This is a genomic window from Shewanella algicola, from assembly GCF_014648035.1.
Classification (GTDB): domain Bacteria; phylum Pseudomonadota; class Gammaproteobacteria; order Enterobacterales; family Shewanellaceae; genus Shewanella; species Shewanella algicola.
The window spans coordinates 37,165-56,460 of sequence record NZ_BMQI01000031.1; the positions used below are offsets into that span (position 1 = coordinate 37,165).

Consider the following 19,296-nt stretch of genomic DNA (forward strand, 5'->3'; position numbering starts at 1 on the left):
GCATAATAAATAAATCTTTAATTAGGTTTATTGTATGCTGCCCATCTTATTACTTCAATCATTACCCTTCGCTAATGCAAACCAAGCTCGCCATACTGTGATCTAACGCAAAAAAGCCAACACCGAATAACGGCATTGGCTTTTAGGTAAAACAATATATTGAGGAGACTAACCGCGCTTTAACGCACTTAATACTTCAATGGCTCTTAAGCGCGCCATTTTGTGTTCAACAATCGGCTTGGGATAACCTTGATTATCCGGTTGGGCAAATAAGTCGTGTACGTTAACCGATTTAGGCTCATGGATATCTTTAAATGACCAAGTTGCCAGCTCTGGAATATAGCGTTTAATAAAGCTGGCATCGGGGTCAAACTTGCTGCTTTGGGTCATCGGATTAAACACCCTAAAGTATGGCTGGGCATCACAACCGGTTCCGGCCGACCATTGCCAGCCGCCGTTATTGGCTGCTAAATCACCATCGATCAATTGCTGCCTAAAGTAACGCTCACCCCAACGCCAATCGACCAGTAAATGTTTGGTTAAAAAGCTCGCCACGACCATGCGTAAACGATTGTGCATCCAGCCTGTTTGATTTAACTGACGCATTGCGGCGTCGACTATCGGGTAGCCGGTTTTCCCTTCACACCAGGCTTGAAACTCATCAAGGTTATTACGCCATGCAATGCCATCACCTAACTCATTAAAGTTATGTGCCATCGACAACTTTGGAAACGCCACCAGCAAATGACGATAAAACTCTCGCCAAATAAGCTCGTTAAGCCAGGTTTTCGCTGGGCAGGTATCATCAACTAATGCTTCAGGGTAGCGCGCTAAAATGGCGGCAACACATTGGCGCGAGCTTATCACCCCAAGGGCTAAAAAAGGCGATAAACGGCTGGTTCCGTCAAGAGCTGGAAAATCTCTATCGGTTTGATAGTCTGCCACTTGAGTTGCTAAAAATTGATCTAAAATCCGCTTGGCCGCACCCTCGCCTGCTGCCCATTGCTCACTACTGCGCTTGTTGCACTCAAACACAATCGCCTCTGGGTGCGCTAATGCTGCGGCGACTGAGGCCGGTGCGGCAACTGGCACTATGGCTCGTTGGCTCGCAATGCTTTTCCATTTTTTTGAAAACGGGGTAAACACCTTGTACATATCACCAGACAAATTAAGCACTTGCCCTGGCGCTAGCAGGCAATCTTGGTCAATTAATGTCAGTGGTACCCCTTTGTCAATTAACAGGGCATCACGACGCCGTTCGTTAATTTCGGGTTCGCTGCCAGCAAATACCGCATCAATGTGGTGCTGCTGTATATAGTCAGTTAATGCAGCCTCGGTATCAGTAAAAGAATGTAAGTGCAGCACATCTAAAGCAATACCTAACGCCGCCAGCGACTGTGCTAACAAATTGACATGTCGCTCAATAAAATCAATTTGGATTGGCGCAACATCATGCAGCATCCATTGGGACGGGGTCACAATATAAAGTGCCCTCACCTTACCTTGATGTTGACTGGCAAATTCACAAGCCGCCACCAACGCAGGGTTGTCGGCAACGCGCAAATCTTGTCTAAACCACATCACGCTATTCATAGTACTCATTGATACTCGACCTAGTAAGCATAACGAAGCTTAAGCGCTTCTGGATGTGGATTTAAATACACTTGCTCTTCAATGTATGGAGTATGAAACTCACGAACATAGTGGTTAATTAAGGTGATTGGCACTAACAAAGGTAAGAGTCCTTGGCGATATTTTAAAATCGACTCGCTCAACTCTTCTTTTTGATCCGCACTTAATTGCTTCTTAAAATAACCTTGAATGTGCTGCAATGTACTGGTGTGGTTTTTACGCGTAGCAATGATTTTAAGTGCCGTCATAAAGCCTTCAAAATACTGCTGTGCTGTGTGCTCTAAATCTTGAATGTCGGCCAGCATTGGGCCTAAGTCGCGATACCACTTTGGGCTGTGCGCCATAAGTAAGTATTTATAACGCGAATGAAACTGCATCAGCTTGTGCTTGGTTAAGCCCGACTGATTCATTATTCTCCAGTCGTTATAAGCAAATACCCGAGTGAAAAAGTTTTCTCGTAGTGCAAGGTCATGCAAACGGCCTTCTTCTTCTACTGGCAATAATGGGTAACGTTCCATTAACGCTTTAGCAAATACACCCACACCGGTTTTAGAGCCATTATTGGTACCGATTTTATACTCAGTCACCCGCTCCATTCCGCAAGTAGGCGACTTTGCACATAAAATATAACCGCCTAAATAGTCGAGCTCTTCTACTTTGTTTTTAGAATATTCATTCAGTTTGTCAGTCACGTCTAACGAGCCATCTGCACTGCGGATATGCACAATATCGCCGTCGCGAATTTGACGAATACTTTTGCGTGGCGCGCCCATGCCTATCGCCATTTCAGGGCAAACCGTGGTGTATTCAAAAAACGGTTCTATTTCTTGTTTGCAGTAGTAAGAGTTTTTATGGCCGCCATCGAAACGAACTTGATTGCCCAATAGGCAACTGCTGATCCCAATTTGGATTTTCTCTGGCACAAATGTGACTGTATTTGGCATGGTTTGATACTCCTGAGACCGAATAATCTTTGCCTATGGTTGGCAAATAATTTTATGATTCTAAATAATATATTTATTATGGCTGATAATACGAAACTTAAATCAAATAAGTTCATTATTTATAGAATGTTTTTACTTAAATTTGAAGCACAAAAAAGCAGAACCGAGATTCTGCTTTTGATTTAATTAAATCCTAAGGTATTGCGTATTAAGCAGCCTGTACTTTGGCGTTTCGGCCAACGTACTCTAAGGTCCACACGAGCCCAATTCCAACAAGTGCACATACTATCGCCATAACAATTTGCGACGACTCACCAGTGACTTGCTCAAACTGAAACGGCGATAAGTTTTGCTCCAACAAAGGCACTTGCTCGCCTTTACTGTTTTCGCGCCAGCTAATCACTTCTTTCCAGGGCCAAATTTTACCTAATGTGCCAAGCATTAATCCGGTTAAAAATAGCACTGTGGCATCGTGAAACTTACGCAGCAAGGCCGACAACACATGGCTAAAGCTGAGTAAACCGATAGCTGCGCCGATGGCAAAACACGCTAAATAGACAATATCGAACCCTTTTGCTGCCGCCAATACCGCTGGATACATGCCTAGTAGAAGCAGAATAAAGCTGCCAGAAATCCCCGGTAAAATCATCGCGCATATTGCAATGGCGCCGCAAAAAAAGAAGTTAAGATAGGTAATCTGCAGTTCAATGGGGTGCAATACAGTAATGGCCCACGCAAAGGCCACGCCGCCAATAAACATCAATATTCTTAACGCGGTAAACTTTTCGACCTGTTTTACCATGTGCACCACAGAGTAAATAATTAAGCCAAAAAAGAACGACCATACCGGGATAGGATGGGTTGCTAATAACCACGAAATCAATTTAGCCAAAGTAAAAATACTGGTTAATATGCCGCCAAACACGCACAACAAAAAAGGCCCATTAATGTGCATAAAGGCCGCCTTAACCCCTTGCTGCTTAATCATGCCAAACAAAGATAAATTGATTTTGCGGATACCGTCTAATAGTGGGTCTAAAATTCCGGTAATAAAGGCAATGGTTCCACCAGATACACCCGGGACAACATCTGCCGCGCCCATGGCCATACCTTTGATATAATTCAACAACAAGTTCGATTTCAAAATTTATCCTTAAATATTCATCACGGACAAAATTATACCTGTCACGGCGCAAATGAGCGATCAAAAAGAGTGGCCAGCACTTCACCCAAGGTTGCAACAATGTTAATCTCATCCGACCAGACAAATCATTTATACCATAACCCGAGTTTTCATATGACACCTACAAAACCTAATAAAGTCATGTCACTGTATAAAAAAGTGACCTCATATCCATTTGGCAAACATATATTTTCTAAAATGGTCGCCCGCATGGCGCCCTATTTTGGCACGGTTCATCCTTACATTAACGAGCTAAAGGTGAATCGTTGCGAGTGTTTAATTAAAAAACGTAAAAAAGTGCAAAACCATATTGGTACCGTGCATGTGATTGCGATTTGTAATGGATTAGAAATGGCAATGGGTACCATGGCAGAGGCCTCTATCCCAGCTCATTTACGCTGGATCCCTAAAGGCATGTCGGTTGACTATACCGCTAAAGCAGGGACTGATATTCTGTGTGTTGCAGAGGTAACACCAGAGCAGTGGCAAGTCGGTGATATGTTAGTCGACGTTAAAGCCTACGATACTAATGGTGTGGTAGTGGTACAAGGCCACATTAAGCTGTGGATTTCTGAAAAACCAAAAAAGCAGTCATAAAATCATAAAACAATCGTAAGATAATCATAGGATTATCTTTATTTTATTTTTTGCTAGGGAAGCATAATGTTAAAAAACGATCTCGCAAACGCAAGCAACAATCACCTAGGTAAAATTATTCCGGTATCGATATTACTGATTATTCTCATCAGCTTATATGGCAGCTGGTATACCGTCGATCAGGGTGAACGCGGCGTGTTATTACGTAATGGTAAAATCATCGATACCGCAGAACCCGGGCTTGGGTTTAAAATTCCATTAATGGATACCGTGGTTAAAATCTCAACTCAAACACACACCGCAAGTTATCAGGCGCTGCAAGCCTATAGCCGCGATCAACAACCAGCAACCTTGCGCGCATCAGTGACCTTTAGCGTGCCGCCCGATCGCGTTGAAGAAGTGTATGCCAAGTTTAAAGGTATCGACTCTATGGTTTCACGCTTGCTCGACCGCCAGGTGCCGACTCAAGTAGAGAATATTTTTGGTAAATACACTGCTATCTCGGCAGTACAAGAGCGTATTAAGTTTGGTATTGACGTGACAGATGCCATTACCAAGTCAATTAAAGGCCCAGTAACGATTACCTCGGTACAGATAGAAAATATCGATTTTTCTAATGCTTATGAGAAATCGGTAGAAGACAGAATGCGCGCCGAAGTTGAAGTGCAAACCCAATTGCAAAATCTTGAAAAAGAACGTGTTAGCGCGCAAATTGCGGTGACTCAAGCACAAGCAGAAGCTGACTCACAGTTAGCGCGTGCTATTGCAGAAGCCGAAAGTATTCGAATTAAAGGTAATGCTGAAGCCTCGGCAATTAAAATCCGTGCCGAAGCTTTAGCACAAAACCAAAACCTGGTTGAATTAACCAAAGCTGAGCGCTGGGACGGTAAGCTGCCAACCACCATGCTACCGACAGGGACCATTCCGTTTTTAGAAGTACAGAAAAAATAATCAATCACATCACACCTTGTTAAAGGCGTCATAGGTGTGTGTAGCAACAAATTGATTAACAATAAAAAAACCAAGCACAATGCTTGGTTTTTTTATGGCTTAACTTCAACTCAATTTAACCCATTTTCAATTCAAATAATCCTACTAAGCTTATTTAAACCGTCATACTTAATACAGCCAACAACACTATAATTTAAAGCGACCAACGATATCAGCTAGTTGATTATTAATAATATTAATATCATCCGCCTCTGTTAATGCTTGTTGCCCATTCGCATCTAACTCCCGGACAATCTCGTTAATTGCAGACATATTGCGACTCAACTCCTGAGTGACACAACTTTGTTCTTCGGCAGCCGTTGCAATTTGAGTGCTTAAATCATTAATGTCATTTACATATTGAGTCATGGTATCTAGGCTAGCTTCAACATTACTGGTATCGACAGCAGTTTCTTGACAGCGTGCTTTAGTATTATCCATTGAATCAACCACAACCTGAGTGCCTGTTAATAAACGCTCAAGGGCGGATTCAACTTCTTCGGTACTCGACATAGTCCGACTCGCCAAGTTTCTCACTTCATCGGCAACAACAGCGAACCCTCGACCTTGCTCACCCGCTCTTGCGGCTTCAATTGCCGCATTCAACGCTAACAGGTTTGTTTGTCCAGCTATTTCACCAATCACACTCAGAATGCCATTTATGCTTTGGGTCACTTCTGTCATTTTTGCAATATCGTCAGTGGTTTTATTAACATCGCCAACAAGGGCTGAGACAGTGACTTGAGATTTATGTACTTTTTCTCGAGACTCTTTACTGGTTTCATTCGCTTGTTGAGTGAGGTTCGCAGTGTTTGCAGCATCTTTTGCCATTGACTCTGCAGTTGAATTCATCTCTTCAATAGCGGTAACCACCTGTTCAGTTTCACAAACATGATTTTGTATAATGGTGCTATTTCTTTGTGAATGTTCACGCATTCGATTGATGTTAGATTGAAGGGTAGTACTGGCGTTCTGAATTTCCAACATCATATTTTGGAGGTTTTCAATAAACTGATTTACGCCTTGTGCTATTTGTCCTAAATCATCATTGGTATCAACCTGTAGACGTTGGGTTAGATCGCCATCACCATTTGATAAACCAAGCACCGTGTCTTTAAGCGCTAATATAGGACGGTAGAGTATTTGAATTAACATAAAGGCAATAAGCACACTCACTAGTGTGGCAATAAGCGTAATAAAAATAGCAACATTACGAGATTCCTTTAATTTGGCGAATGCGACCTCTTTATCTAAACCAATCGCGAAGTACCAATTTTTATCACCAGCGTTGATGATATGGGAGAAAAATATCTTATTTTGACCATCAACAGAATAATCAACAACATTACTTTCCTTACTCACAGCCTCCTGAACAGCATTTTTAAACCATGGAAACTTGGTTGCTTTCTCACCAAGTTTGACGACTTTAGAAGACGAAGCAAGAATGGTGGTGTCGTGATTAAGGATTACGGCTATTGAACCAGGAATATCATTAGACTCATTGACCATTTTGTTAAGAAAATCAAGCGTCATATCGACAGATATGGTGCCGCCCTTTATTTTTTCAATAATGGTAATATAGTAACCACCATCTGAACCGATATAAGGGTTTGTCATGGTAACATCATTGCCTTTACGGCCATCTTGATACCAAGATGCAGTAGTCACATCAGTATCATATTTATGATCAGGCCAGGTGGGTGTGCTTTTACTCCAATAAGCATCACCAGTTTCAAAAGCTAACACAGCACTGTTTAGGTTCATTGCACTGGCTAAAAATTTAGTCTGGGCGATAATTTCTTGCTCTGTCCCTTCAATTTTATTTGTCTTATACAGGTCAGCAAGTTTGTTTATCCCCCCTACTTTTTCATTAATTAGCGTTTCAATATTCGCAGCTTTAGCTGCTACGTAATTGTTACTTTCACGCATAATATTTTCTGTGAGGGTGCCTTTCTCTTGTAAATAGAGGATGCAACTTGAAATGGAAACCGATGATCCCACTAATAATATTATTGAAAATAATAATAATTTTTTAAGGCCCAAATTTTTCATGCTTTACCACCCACCAAGTTAACGTTATTTTAATGATAACATGTAAAAAATACTGTACTCGTTTATGAAACGATGAATTCACAAGAAAATTTGGATGGTTAAATACTTTCTAAACAAAAGAAACAATATGTTACATCAACACACATCGAACATTAGCAAACTTAAATTATCTCAACTTATTAGTATAAATGTGACACAACACAATAGTTAGTTATGGTTGAATAATAGAATATTTATTTGCACTATCCGCAGTAAGAGTAATTTCTGCTTATATAGATGCTTTTTAAACAGCACATAAAAAGGATTTCAACCATTAACAGCGCAAAACTCATGGATGAACACGTAACTCCAATTCGACGCTTAGCCAATCTTGACGCCATTCGTGGTGTTGGCGTGCTGGGTATTTTCTTTTTAAACATCTACTTTATGGGCAATAGCTTTTTTGGCTATGCGCCGCATGCTGTGCAGCCGATTAGCGACATTACGATTGAGCTGTTAAGTAACTTTTTCCTGGAAGGCCGTTTCTTTAGCTTATTCGCAATGTTGTTTGGCGCGGGTATGTTCATTCAATTTCAAAAATACCAATCTCAGTTAGCACAGCCATCATCACAGAAGCACCTCAAACAACAAAAGTGGCGCTTATATTGGCTGATTTTATTTGGGATTATTCATGGAGTTTTTATCTTCCCGGGCGATATTTTACTGTCGTATGGCGTCAGTGGATTGCTGGCTTTTAAGTATCGCTACCTCGATGCTGATGCGTTAATTAGGCAGGCAAAATGGTTTATTTTTATGTCGCTTATTCCAATCACCTTGATATCGCTCTCGCCAGGCGACCAAGTATACTTGCGTGACTCAACGTTATTTATGGAGCAACTATCAGCTTGGACTGGCAGTTATTCAGATCAATTAATAATGCACCTGACGATGTTTGGTTACATGATTTTGGTGATCCCACTGACGCTGATGTGGTTTATTGCCGGGCTAATGTTAATCGGTATGGCGCTGTATAAACGCGAGGTATTTAGCAAGGGATTAGACGCCAATACACTCAAACAAAGCCTATTTTGGGCTCTGACGTTATCATTAGTCGATTCAGTATTGAGCTTTAGCGGTAATACAATATTAGTGGCGCTCTCGGACGTGGTATTACTGTTAAGTGCCCTCGCCTGTGCTTTGGTGTATATCCATATCATTTGCTTATTATGTCAAAACAGCTCACAGCGTTTTACCGCACTACAAAACGTCGGTAAGTTGGCGTTTAGTTTATATATTCTTCAGTCCATTGTCGGGATTATACTGCTACGCTACCTTGCCCCTGAATGGCAGCAACAGCTTGATAGAACGGGCTATATGTCTATCGCAGTCTTTTACACCATAGTGCAACTATTGCTCGCGCATTGGTATTTACGTTATTTTAAACAAGGCCCATTGGAAAAGCTGTGGCGTTATTTAGTACTAAGACGTGGCTAATCGGTGTAGGCATTGAGAGAAACAACACCTCGTCATCTATAACCACATCATCTGAAAAGTGAAAAACGCCCATATGAATAAATTTGCTTGGCTAATGTTAACCGTGTTCACCACGGTGAGCGCATTGATTCACCCCTGGATAACCGCAGTTTTTTTAGCCCTTAACTTGCTGACCATCAGTTTGTATTACCTCGATAAACGTGCGGCAATCAATAGCGCTCGTCGCATCAGTGAAAAAACCTTACAACTGTGTGCGTTATTGGGCGGTTGGCCTGCGGCACTGTTAGGTCAATTTCATTTTCGTCATAAGACCCAAAAGAAACCTTTTATTCGGTTACTGTGGTGCTGCATTGTGGTTAATATTGCCGTGATAAGCGCTGCGGGCTATGTCTATTTTGATTGGACTACAGTGCAAATGTCATAAGGTGTTAAACCGCCTGTCGCCAAACAATAACCCGTTGGCAAAATAGATTTGGCGTTGTTTGATAGCGTTTATCATTTTGCGGTAAACTCATGCCACTAAACCTATTTTATTGAGAACAATTATGCGTATGATTTTGGCCGTTGTGGTCATTGCTGGAGTAATATTTTATTTTTTTAGCCAGATGAATAACTCCAAGGCAGCAAAAGAAAACATCGAAAAAGGCAAACTGTTTTTAGCCGAGAACGTTAAGCGCGAAGGTGTAGTACAAACCTTGTCAGGCCTGCAGTATGAAATCCTCACCAAAGGCGACAATACTGAACACCCAAAAGCCAACAGCAAAGTGACAGTGCATTACCATGGCACCTTAATCGACGGCACTGTATTTGACAGCTCGGTTGAGCGTGGCGAGACCATTAGCTTTGGCTTAAACCAGGTGATTAAAGGCTGGACTGAAGGTGTGCAATTAATGAGTGTTGGCGATAAGTTCCGTTTTTATGTCCCAAGCCAGCTTGCCTACGGTAACCGCTCAACCGGTAAAATCGTGGGTGGTTCAGTACTGATATTTGATGTTGAGTTGTTTGCGATTAACTAGCCTCAGTGCAGATAAACAGCTATTAATCTAAAAAGCCTCCATCACGGAGGCCTTTTGGTTTTAATGAATCAGCTTCAGACTATGCTCAGCCTAAGTAACCCGATTTCGGGATAATAAACGCCTTTCAAACAGTCCTTTGCCCTGCTAACTGCGTTAAATCGACTTGCAATAGGTTAGCTATTGACGCGTCAATTCACCTTTTTTAGCAGAACAAATGACAAGCTTGAAAGTGAGAAATTGGTAATCTGTTGATTTTAAACAGCATAAGTTTATCCCTTATCCCGAACTCAGGTTAAGTAAAACGGATCATCAATCGATTTGGCTGGTTGGGTAAACCATTTAGGCCCTTCGGTGGTCATGTAAAAATGATCTTCATGACGAATACCAAACTCACCCGGCACGCACAACATAGGCTCGTTACTAAAACACATGCCACAGGCCAGTAACGTTGCGTCATTACCGACTAAATACGGCCATTCATGAATGTCTAACCCTATGCCATGTCCGGTACGATGCGGTAAGCCTGGTACCTGGTAACCTGGGCCAAAGCCTGCATCTTGTAATACTTTGCGCGCCGCGATATCAACATCACAACATGGCGTGCCTATTTGCGCGGCATTAAAGGCGGCAATTTGTGCATCTTGCTCTAACTGCCATAACTGGCGTTGACGCTCATTGGGCTCACCAAATACATAAGTACGGGTAATGTCTGAGTTATAGCCGTGCAACTGACAGCCGGTATCAATCAGCACTGTGTCGTTAATCGCCAATGATTTTGGCGACTTAACCCCATGCGGATAGGCGGTGTCTTCGCCAAATAACACAATGCAAAAATATGAACCTTGTGCCGCGCCAACGGCATAATGTGCCTGATCGATAAAGCTTTCGACCTCTGCCGTGGTGATACCTTCACGTAATATACTCGCAGCGGCTTTATGCACTTCAAGCGTCATGTCTTTAGCGCGTTGCATTAAAGCGATTTCGGCAGTGGATTTAATCATACGACAACCCGCAGTCACGGTTGTTGCACTGGTAAAGCGATGCTGAGATGCCGCTTGAGCGATGCCGTCGCTAATAAAAAAGGGCGTCGATTCATCAATGCCAATCTTGGCTTGCTTAAGGCCCATTTTATCAACAACATCGGCAAATAATTGATAAGGGCTTTGGTCTTCGTGCCAGGTGTTTACTTGGCCTTTAATGGCCATATACCCATGCAAGGTATCGAGTTCAAATGCTGGTGCAATGTACTCAATCGCGCCCACGGCAGGAATAATCGCGCCCACCATGCGCTCACTTGAAAACCAACGCGTGCCACTAAAATAGTACAAGTTTGTGCCTGCATTAACATAAATGGCATCTAAACCATGTTGCGCCATTAATTGCTGCGCGCGCGAAATACGCAGCGTAAATTCATCATCGCTTATTGTTGCCACACCGTCAGCCATGTGGGTTAATTTAGCTAACGCTTGCTGTGGACTCACGCCACCAACACCGATTGTCATAACGTTTCCTTGATTATTGTTATTATTACGTTTAAATAAAGCATTTACTCCGGGCTAGGATACCGTCTGTTTGTCATTGTTACCATGCATACAATATCTGTTTACAATATAAGTTTACAATTTTAGCTTGCCTAATCTTAACGACTTCGCTTGCAAGGCTTGTGTTGCCCTTGCGATAATTGCACTTCATTTACAGAGCTGAGTTCATCAGTCGCCTCCCACGGAGAAACCATGTCCAATATTATTGCTACGCGCCTCAATGCCATTCGCCAACAACTTGAAGTGAACCACATAGATGCCTTTATCATTCCCCGTGCCGATGAATACTTAGGTGAATACGTGCCTGCGCGTAATGAGCGTTTACATTGGGCTACTGGCTTTACCGGTTCTGCTGGTATGGCGATTGTATTAAAAGACCGTGCCGCTATTTTTACCGACGGGCGTTACACGGTGCAGGTTCGCCAGCAAGTTGATGGCAATTTATTTGAGTATTTAAGCCTGTATGACGACCCGCAAATTGACTGGCTCATTGACACATTACCCGCTGGCGCTAGCGTCGGTATCGATAGCCGTTTACACACTCTTGCCTGGTATCAACAGGCTAAAGCGCAGTTTGATAAAGCCCAAATCAACCTGGTTGAAGTGAATGACAACCCCATTGATGTGAGTTGGTTAGATCGCCCTGCAGCATCTGCAACGACCATGACTTTATTTAGCCATGAGGGTGCTGGGCGCAATAGTATTGAGAAGCGCCAACAAATTGGGGCCTTAGTTAAAAAACAAGGTGCTGACGTGGCACTTATCGCGGCATTAGATTCATGTTGCTGGTTATTGAACATCCGCGGAAACGATGTGCCACGCTTCCCCGTCATACTGGGCTGTGGCCTATTATCGGCCAATGGCGACATGACCTTTTTTACCGATTTGGCCAAAGTACCGCAAAACGTAACAGAGCATGTGGGCGCTGGTGTGAGCTTTAAAGATGAAGCTGAATTAGCCACTGTGTTAACCCAAATGGAAGGCGTTAAGTTATTAGCCGACCCGCATTCAGCCAATGCATTCTCACAATTACTGGCACAAAAAAGTGGTGCTAAGCTGATTGTTGGTACCGATCCAGTTGCCTTACCTAAGGCGCAAAAAAATAGCGCAGAACTTGCGGGTATGCGCGCCTGTCATATCCGTGATGGTGTTGCCGTTAGCCGATTTTTAGCCTGGTTAGACAACCAAGTTGAGCAACACATCATGCACGATGAAGCGCAACTGGCAGACAAATTAGAGAGTTTTAGACTGCAAGACCCACTGTATCGCGAACCAAGTTTTGACACTATCTCAGCCACAGGTGCCAATGCTGCCATGTGTCATTACAATCACAATAATGGCACCCCAAGCACCATGACCATGGACAGTATTTATTTGGTTGACTCTGGCGCACAATATATCGATGGTACTACCGATGTGACCCGCACTATCGCCATTGGCAAAGTGACAGATGAGCAGAAAAAAATGGTGACCTTAGTATTAAAAGGCCATATTGCATTAGATACTGCACGCTTTCCTAAGGGCACTTCTGGTCAGCAACTCGATGCTTTTGCACGCCAATACTTATGGCAACATGGTTTTGACTATGACCACGGCACTGGCCATGGCGTGGGCCATTTTTTAAGTGTCCATGAAGGCCCGCAGCGTATTGGTAAAAACGTCAATGGCGTCGCCTTATTGCCTGGCATGGTGTTGTCAAACGAGCCGGGTTATTACCGCGCCAACGGTTTTGGTATTCGTATTGAAAACTTAGTGGCGGTACAACCATGCCTCGCATTGCAAGGTGCTGAACGTGAAATGTATGAGTTTGATGCATTAACTCACATCCCAATGGATGCCCGCTTAATCGACAAGTCATTATTAACTGATTTTGAAGTGAATTGGTTTAATCAATACCAGCAAAAAGTGCGTCAAACCCTTGCGCCATTAATGCAAGGCGACGAGCTAGCCTGGTTAAATAAAGTCACAGTGGCTATTTAAGCGCTAGCATTCAATAAAGGCATAAAAGGCTTAGGTGAGATGATCACACTAAGCCTTTTTATTATCGGTTTAATAAATAATACCAATCCGCTTATTTACGTTTTTTAAAGCGTCCGATTAATTTTGCTAGCGCTACCGTGATTAACATAGGCACACCAATCAAAATCAGCTCTTTCACAAAGGGCAATATGTACATCAGTATAGAGGGCATTTTACCTTCACCCTCGCCATGGGTATAACCCTGCGAGTTTATCTGCTCTGCCCAACTGGTCCACTCAAGTGATACCAGCATCACGCTCACTAAAATGGATATGGCTAACACATAAAATAAACGTGGCTTCCATTGATATTGTAGGTATTTCATCGTTATGCCTTTTTGCTTACCATGCGCTTAGTCAGTTGCACCATCCAGTTCCAGTGTAACGCGAGGTGAATGCCAATCATTGGCATAATTAGCGTCGCGGAGTCATGATGTACTTTAGACCAAAAGTCTTGAATATTAATGTCAATTTGCAGTGTGGGTAACAGCGCTACCGACACCAGAAAACCACTGACAGTTGCTAGCAACATCATTAAGTACAGCAGGTAATTCCACACGGTATTAAAGCGTTCTTTAGCGGAAATTTTTGAAAACAATCGCTTAAAGCTGTGTTTTATCCAGTCCCAATGCAACAATAAATGGATTGCAAATGGCACAATAAACAACAAGCTTAACCATTCATGTAATGGCACGCCGGTAGCTTGAGGGGCTGACACAATCATAAAGCTCACCAGTAACAGGGCATCCATTACATAGCGGGTTTTCTGTAAGTTTTGTTTCCAATCCGACATGATTTTATAACCTTTAAATCACTTATATTTATTGAGCCGATTAGACAGCAAATAAACTACCCTAGAGTCGGTTGTAAATTTGCTGCCATTAGCAATAGTTTTGGCTAGAAAATATAAGACGCACTAATTTTAAAATTACGACCCGACTCATAATCTTGAACCGTATCACTGGTGTATGAAGCATGTGAGTAATATTGCTCATCCAACAAGTTTTCGATACCAAAAGTTAAGGTTAAGTCTGGCGCGCTAGCAGGAAGCCACTGAGCACTGATGTTGTGAACGTCGTAACCTTTTTTATTAATGTCAGCACCGCCGTACACCACGTCATCACTTAAGGTCACGAGGGTTGTCCAGTTAACATTAACGTCGTATTCAGTAAATTCATAACCTAGGCCGAGTGACAAGCTATCACCCACTTCGTAGCGTAATACTTCACCGGTTTCTTGGCTTTCAGAGTTTGAACTTGAGTAAGTTAAACGCGCATTAAAATCATCTTTGCGCATGGTTAGCGTTGATTCAACACCCTTAATGACATAGTCACCTGAATTGACATATTCGCCTATCGGTCTCCCTTTACCCACTGACCAATTATCAATGTAATCGTTTATTTCAGTTCTAAATACATCAACAGAAAAACCTAAGCGGTCTAGCCCGAACACATTGTATTGTTGATACGCTGCGCCAACCGTATAGTTGACACCCGTTTCGGCTTTTAAATCTTTGTCAAAAGTGGTGTCGTAATCCGTGTATGTTTCACGTAGGCCTGGGCCTTGAAATAACTCAGTGGCAGCGGCTGTCACGGTCCATTGATCGTTAACTAAGTATTTTGTAGCCAAGCCAAAAGTGAAGTCGGTCCATGTTTTATCAAGAGAATCACCCGTGCCCGGCGAGAACATATCGACTTTGTAGTGGTTATATCTAATCCCTGGGGTGACCGACAACTTGTTGGTTAATGCAATTTCATCTTCAAGGTAAATGGCATGAGAGTCTGCAGTTTCTTCGTTGCTGGTAATACCTTGTTCAATAAGCTTTGATGTTTGCTCGTAACCTTCCGCGCCATAACGCAGTGTGTGAACTAAATCGCCCTGTACAACCGATTCTGCCAGCACGGTATAACCTGTATGCTTAGACTGCCCTTCCTTATCTGTTGGCATGTAGCTGAGTTCATTTTGATATATGCTGGAGCGAAGATTTAACATGTCACCTAGGTCAAGCTCATAGGCTAATGATACTGTGGTACGGGTATATTCAATCTCTTGGGTTTCGAGTTCATGACTTTCGTTATAGTTACTACCAAAGTTAGTTTTGATGTAGTAATCACCTTCATCAGTATACTTGTCGTAAGACAACTCAAAACGATTATGGTCATCGACATCCCAGCCTAATTTCATTATACCGTTAGTGATTTCCCCTTCGTTTCCTTGAACTTCGTTTCCATCACCATCATCAAAGTTATGGCGATCGGTATAAGTAAGATAACCTAAGGCGTCGATACTGTCGGTTAGCTGAGCGTAAACAGTCGCAGAACCGCCGACGGAATCATTGCTTGAATAATCAGCATGTAAACGGGCACCAAAGTCTTGTTGCGGATCAAGTAAATCGGCTGCATCTTTGGTTTCAAACGCCACACCACCAGATAAACCGCCAGTGAGTACCGAATTGGTACCAACGTTGATATCGACCGCTTTTAAAATATCTGCATTGATTAACAGGTTTCCTGAATGATGAAACATGTTGTTGTTTTGAGTAACACCATCAACAGTGATATTTAAATCTAATTCATCAACGCCACGAATATTGATGCCTTGCACCATTGAATGTGAGCCGCCGACATCAATACCAGCTTGGTCGCGTAATAAATCACTTAAATGGTCTGCTTGCCTTTTTTCAATATCATCTTGTAATAAAGAACCATTGGTAATGGTGGTGCCCCACACTTCAATTTTTTCTATATCGTCAGTGGTATCGGCAGCAATAGCATTAAAGGAAAAACCAGTTAACAAGGTACTGATGACAATGGCTAAATGAGTTCGAGCTAAAGGAAAAGAATAAGTCGTTTGCATTAGTTTAACAACACCAACCTTAATGAGAATGGTTGCCATTAGACTTATCATTGAGGTGTTATGCAATCAAGAACGAATACCCTGACTGCATAATTACTATTTAATTATTGAATAACTGTTCACTTATTAAACTCCTGAACCATTTGCATACAGGGTCGTTGTGATAGCGTTGATGCCAATATAAGCAAACTTGTGATTGGTTGATTTTAAGCTCATTGGGTGCAGGACGTGATATGAGTGAATAATGTTGACATAGTTCATCAGCAAAATGGTTAGGCACATAAAAAATTACATCGCTGTTTTCGGTAATAGTACCGATATTATCAAAGTTCTTTAGACGTATTGGCGTGGAGATATTGTCAAATCCAAGAGCTTCAAAACAATGGGCAATCGATAACGATTTTTCACCCTGAACCGAAATTTTCCCAAAATGACACTGACTTAACCGTGCAATAGTTAATGGTCCGTTAGCCAGTTGATGGGTTTTCGCCATCAATAAAACAAATTCTCTTTTAAATAAAGGGATACGGTACAGTTTATCTTCTGCAACCGATGGTTGATGCCCTGTTACCACAAAATGCACATCACCTTTTAATAAATCGGCAAATTGTGGTTTAGGGCTGGTATCAATATCAAGTGTCATATTAGGTGCTTCATGCCTAAACGCCCCAATGATAGCTTGTACTAATAGATTCATTTGCGGTGGTAAGCCAAACACTTTAATTGTGGCCTCATTGGTTAGAGGATCAAAGTCTTGCTTGTTCACTAGCCGTTCAACGTTGCTTAAAATGCTATTTAAGTCGTGATAAATCGACTCAGCCTTGGGGGTCAACTCATAACCACCAGACATTCTAATTAACAGCGGATCATCAAAAATAGCTCGCAACTTTGCCAAAGAACGACTGATTGACGGCTGACTGATGCCTAGCGTTAAAGCTGTGTTACTGACATGTTTTTCTTCGAGTAACTGTTTTAAAATGATCAGAAGATTGAGATCGAGTTGATTTATATTCATAAAAGGATTGTTAACTAGGTCGATTACGTCGTCAATTTATTATTCTATCATTGAATAGCCCTATAAAATTATCAACCACTTTTATCCTGAGTGTTTTGAGCACAATACGCTCGACTGACTCGTTTTTTTAAGTGATTTTTCCAGCCTATTACAATGCGAAAAAAACGACTTAATGCCTACAAAGTAACAAAATCCCTCACCGAAAAAATCTTATGTCTAAACACAGATAAAGTTCAGGATTTATACGAAAGTTTGTTATACTCCGCGACCGCTTATCGATGGCGCCTTATTTGGGATATCATTCAGGCTTAACGTTTTTCAACTATCCTAAGTGGTTAATAGCGCGGTTAAGCATGAATAAGCCATTTTGATCAAGTTATTAGCTAGTAGTAGGCCAAATTTAGTAGGCCAAATTATCCAGATTGACCTTGTGCGGCTCATTCAGCTTGTCGCAACTAAATCGCTTGTTTTGATGTACATACAGGAACTGCACCATGAAATTCGAATCTTTTAGCTTCGCCCCAGAAATATTACGCGCGATCGCTGAGTGCGGTTATCAATCTATGACACCAGTTCAACAACAAGCGATCCCGGCCATTCGTCGTGGTGAAGATGTATTAGCTAGTGCGCAAACGGGTACAGGTAAAACCGCAGCGTTCGCATTACCAATATTGCAAAGAATGTGCGAAACCCCAAGAGAGACAATGCCGTCGAATACTCGTACGTTAATTCTGACGCCGACTCGCGAGCTCGCAGCACAGGTTGCTGACAATATCAGCGCCTACAGCAAACATCTCAACTTTACCGTATTAACCATTTACGGCGGTGTAAAAATGGACACGCAATCGCAAAAGCTTAAACGCGGTGCCGATGTCATTGTGGCCACCCCTGGTCGTTTACTTGAGCACATTGTGGCTTGTAACTTAAGCTTGTCTAACGTTGACTTTTTAGTACTTGATGAAGCAGACCGTATGCTAGATATGGGCTTTAGTGCTGACATTAAAAAAATCTTACAAGCCGTAAACAAAAAACGTCAAAACATGTTGTTCTCAGCCACCTTCTCAAATGAAGTGAAAAAACTGGCTAACGACATGCTAGAAAAGCCTAAAGTAATCAGCGCAGATAAACAAAACACCACTGCGGCAACCATTAGCCAAGTTATTTACCCAGTTGAACAACGCCGTAAACGTGAATTACTGTCTGAACTGATTGGTACTAAAAACTGGCAACAAGTATTGGTATTTACCGCTACTCGTGATGCAGCTGATAAGTTAGTGAAAGAGTTAAACCTAGACGGTATTCCGTCGGGTGTTGTGCATGGCGAGAAAGCCCAGGGCAGTCGTCGCCGTGCATTACGTGAGTTTGTTGAGGGTAAAATCCGGGTATTAGTTGCCACTGAAGTAGCCGCACGAGGTCTTGATATTCCAAGCCTTGAATACGTGGTTAACTATGACTTACCTTTTTTGGCTGAAGATTATGTTCACCGTATTGGCCGTACAGGCCGTGCAGGTAAAACCGGTGTAGCCATCTCGTTTGTAAGCCGTGAAGAAGAGCGCACGTTAGCTGACATTGAAAAATTAATCGGTCAGCCTATTCGCCGCGTGACAGTGCCAGGATATGAAGTGGGCAGCCGTGAAATGTTGCTTAAGCAAATTGAAAAGCGCCGTAGCTTTGCTAAAAAGCAACAGCGTAGCGACAACGTTGGTGCACAAATGATTGCAGAGAAAAACATGGATGGCCGCCGTGTTAAAGTTGGCAAAACCAGTAGCGCTGTAAAATACAAAAAGATTAAGTAACCTCAACTCGATATATTTTATCTGCCCGCAGCAAAGGGGCAGCAAACAAAAAGACGCTCCGGCGTCTTTTTTGCTTGTGAATGAAATTATTGTTGTTCATTACAGGTCTGTTTTTGTAACTTACCTGAGCTTCGGATAAGAAATTAGCTCCCCAAAGGAACTAAATGCTCGTTCCTTGATCCG

Annotated in this window: 16 protein-coding genes; 7 read left to right on the forward strand and 9 right to left on the reverse strand. The window is 42.3% G+C overall.

Annotated elements, in window-relative coordinates; translation table 11 throughout:
* Positions 1-168 precede the first annotated feature (168 nt).
* The 3 genes from phrB to IEY42_RS13910 form a co-directional block, all read right to left on the reverse strand.
* Positions 169-1,602 (reverse strand): deoxyribodipyrimidine photo-lyase, encoded by a 1,434-nt coding sequence (phrB, locus tag IEY42_RS13900; RefSeq protein WP_188925805.1) that lies wholly within the window; start codon positions 1,600-1,602, stop codon positions 169-171.
* An 11-nt stretch (positions 1,603-1,613) separates the two neighbouring features.
* On the reverse strand, positions 1,614-2,576 hold the full coding sequence (locus IEY42_RS13905) for a YbgA family protein (RefSeq protein ID WP_188925806.1): 963 nt from the start codon (positions 2,574-2,576) through the stop codon (positions 1,614-1,616).
* 208 nt (positions 2,577-2,784) lie between these two features.
* Positions 2,785-3,720 (reverse strand): polyprenyl-phosphate transporter, encoded by a 936-nt coding sequence (locus IEY42_RS13910; RefSeq protein WP_478013461.1) that lies wholly within the window; start codon positions 3,718-3,720, stop codon positions 2,785-2,787.
* Between the two features lie 153 nt (positions 3,721-3,873).
* Between IEY42_RS13910 and IEY42_RS13915 the strand changes: the two genes are divergently transcribed.
* Complete coding sequence (locus IEY42_RS13915; RefSeq protein ID WP_188925819.1) at positions 3,874-4,356, forward strand: hotdog fold domain-containing protein; 483 nt, start codon at positions 3,874-3,876, stop codon at positions 4,354-4,356.
* 66 nt (positions 4,357-4,422) lie between these two features.
* Positions 4,423-5,307, forward strand: coding sequence for a prohibitin family protein (locus IEY42_RS13920; protein ID WP_160054124.1), 885 nt, complete (start codon positions 4,423-4,425; stop codon positions 5,305-5,307).
* Positions 5,308-5,493: 186 nt separating this feature from the next.
* Here the strand turns inward: IEY42_RS13920 and IEY42_RS13925 are convergent, their stop codons facing one another.
* Positions 5,494-7,398, reverse strand: a complete 1,905-nt coding sequence (locus IEY42_RS13925; RefSeq protein ID WP_188925807.1) for a methyl-accepting chemotaxis protein — start codon at positions 7,396-7,398, stop codon at positions 5,494-5,496.
* Between the two features lie 330 nt (positions 7,399-7,728).
* Between IEY42_RS13925 and IEY42_RS13930 the strand changes: the two genes are divergently transcribed.
* From IEY42_RS13930 to bamJ, 3 genes are all read left to right on the forward strand, one after another.
* On the forward strand, positions 7,729-8,871 hold the full coding sequence (locus IEY42_RS13930) for a DUF418 domain-containing protein (RefSeq protein ID WP_188925808.1): 1,143 nt from the start codon (positions 7,729-7,731) through the stop codon (positions 8,869-8,871).
* Between the two features lie 73 nt (positions 8,872-8,944).
* Complete coding sequence (locus IEY42_RS13935; RefSeq protein ID WP_188925809.1) at positions 8,945-9,295, forward strand: DUF1294 domain-containing protein; 351 nt, start codon at positions 8,945-8,947, stop codon at positions 9,293-9,295.
* A gap of 121 nt (positions 9,296-9,416) precedes the next feature.
* Positions 9,417-9,887, forward strand: coding sequence for a BamJ family beta-barrel-assembly machinery protein (bamJ, locus tag IEY42_RS13940; protein ID WP_188925810.1), 471 nt, complete (start codon positions 9,417-9,419; stop codon positions 9,885-9,887).
* 287 nt (positions 9,888-10,174) lie between these two features.
* On the opposite strand, the gene IEY42_RS13945 is transcribed toward bamJ, so the two are convergent.
* The gene (locus IEY42_RS13945; protein ID WP_188925811.1) at positions 10,175-11,389 is read right to left on the reverse strand and encodes a M24 family metallopeptidase; all 1,215 of its coding nucleotides are present in this window, start codon (positions 11,387-11,389) and stop codon (positions 10,175-10,177) included.
* Positions 11,390-11,620: 231 nt separating this feature from the next.
* On the opposite strand from IEY42_RS13945, the gene IEY42_RS13950 reads away from it, so the two are divergent.
* Complete coding sequence (locus IEY42_RS13950) at positions 11,621-13,408, forward strand: aminopeptidase P family protein (RefSeq protein ID WP_188925812.1); 1,788 nt, start codon at positions 11,621-11,623, stop codon at positions 13,406-13,408.
* 91 nt (positions 13,409-13,499) lie between these two features.
* Here IEY42_RS13950 and IEY42_RS13955 read toward each other — a convergent pair whose 3' ends face one another.
* The 4 genes from IEY42_RS13955 to IEY42_RS13970 all read right to left on the reverse strand — a co-directional run bounded on the left by IEY42_RS13955 (position 13,500) and on the right by IEY42_RS13970 (position 17,317).
* Positions 13,500-13,772, reverse strand: coding sequence for a hypothetical protein (locus tag IEY42_RS13955; RefSeq protein WP_188925813.1), 273 nt, complete (start codon positions 13,770-13,772; stop codon positions 13,500-13,502).
* 2 nt (positions 13,773-13,774) lie between these two features.
* A complete protein-coding gene (locus IEY42_RS13960; protein WP_188925814.1) occupies positions 13,775-14,239 on the reverse strand; it encodes a DUF4405 domain-containing protein in 465 nt (154 codons plus the stop codon).
* Positions 14,240-14,343: 104 nt separating this feature from the next.
* Entirely contained in the window at positions 14,344-16,341 is a 1,998-nt protein-coding gene (locus tag IEY42_RS13965) for a TonB-dependent receptor domain-containing protein (protein WP_188925815.1), read from the reverse strand.
* A 61-nt stretch (positions 16,342-16,402) separates the two neighbouring features.
* A complete protein-coding gene (locus tag IEY42_RS13970) occupies positions 16,403-17,317 on the reverse strand; it encodes a LysR family transcriptional regulator (RefSeq protein WP_188925816.1) in 915 nt (304 codons plus the stop codon).
* Positions 17,318-17,811: 494 nt separating this feature from the next.
* On the opposite strand from IEY42_RS13970, the gene IEY42_RS13975 reads away from it, so the two are divergent.
* Positions 17,812-19,113 (forward strand): DEAD/DEAH box helicase, encoded by a 1,302-nt coding sequence (locus IEY42_RS13975; RefSeq protein WP_188925817.1) that lies wholly within the window; start codon positions 17,812-17,814, stop codon positions 19,111-19,113.
* Positions 19,114-19,296: the final 183 nt, after the last annotated feature.

Coding starts and splice junctions, on each gene's coding strand:
- IEY42_RS13975 (WP_188925817.1), top strand. CDS start 17,812: ATGAAATTCGAATCTTTTAGCTTCGCCCCAGAAATATTACGCGCGATC.
- IEY42_RS13935 (WP_188925809.1), top strand. CDS start 8,945: ATGAATAAATTTGCTTGGCTAATGTTAACCGTGTTCACCACGGTGAGC.
- IEY42_RS13930 (WP_188925808.1), top strand. CDS start 7,729: ATGGATGAACACGTAACTCCAATTCGACGCTTAGCCAATCTTGACGCC.
- phrB (WP_188925805.1), bottom strand. CDS start 1,602: ATGAGTACTATGAATAGCGTGATGTGGTTTAGACAAGATTTGCGCGTT.
- IEY42_RS13945 (WP_188925811.1), bottom strand. CDS start 11,389: ATGACAATCGGTGTTGGTGGCGTGAGTCCACAGCAAGCGTTAGCTAAA.
- IEY42_RS13955 (WP_188925813.1), bottom strand. CDS start 13,772: ATGAAATACCTACAATATCAATGGAAGCCACGTTTATTTTATGTGTTA.
- bamJ (WP_188925810.1), top strand. CDS start 9,417: ATGCGTATGATTTTGGCCGTTGTGGTCATTGCTGGAGTAATATTTTAT.
- IEY42_RS13970 (WP_188925816.1), bottom strand. CDS start 17,317: ATGAATATAAATCAACTCGATCTCAATCTTCTGATCATTTTAAAACAG.
- IEY42_RS13905 (WP_188925806.1), bottom strand. CDS start 2,576: ATGCCAAATACAGTCACATTTGTGCCAGAGAAAATCCAAATTGGGATC.
- IEY42_RS13965 (WP_188925815.1), bottom strand. CDS start 16,341: ATGGCAACCATTCTCATTAAGGTTGGTGTTGTTAAACTAATGCAAACG.
- IEY42_RS13960 (WP_188925814.1), bottom strand. CDS start 14,239: ATGTCGGATTGGAAACAAAACTTACAGAAAACCCGCTATGTAATGGAT.
- IEY42_RS13915 (WP_188925819.1), top strand. CDS start 3,874: ATGACACCTACAAAACCTAATAAAGTCATGTCACTGTATAAAAAAGTG.
- IEY42_RS13920 (WP_160054124.1), top strand. CDS start 4,423: ATGTTAAAAAACGATCTCGCAAACGCAAGCAACAATCACCTAGGTAAA.
- IEY42_RS13925 (WP_188925807.1), bottom strand. CDS start 7,398: ATGAAAAATTTGGGCCTTAAAAAATTATTATTATTTTCAATAATATTA.
- IEY42_RS13950 (WP_188925812.1), top strand. CDS start 11,621: ATGTCCAATATTATTGCTACGCGCCTCAATGCCATTCGCCAACAACTT.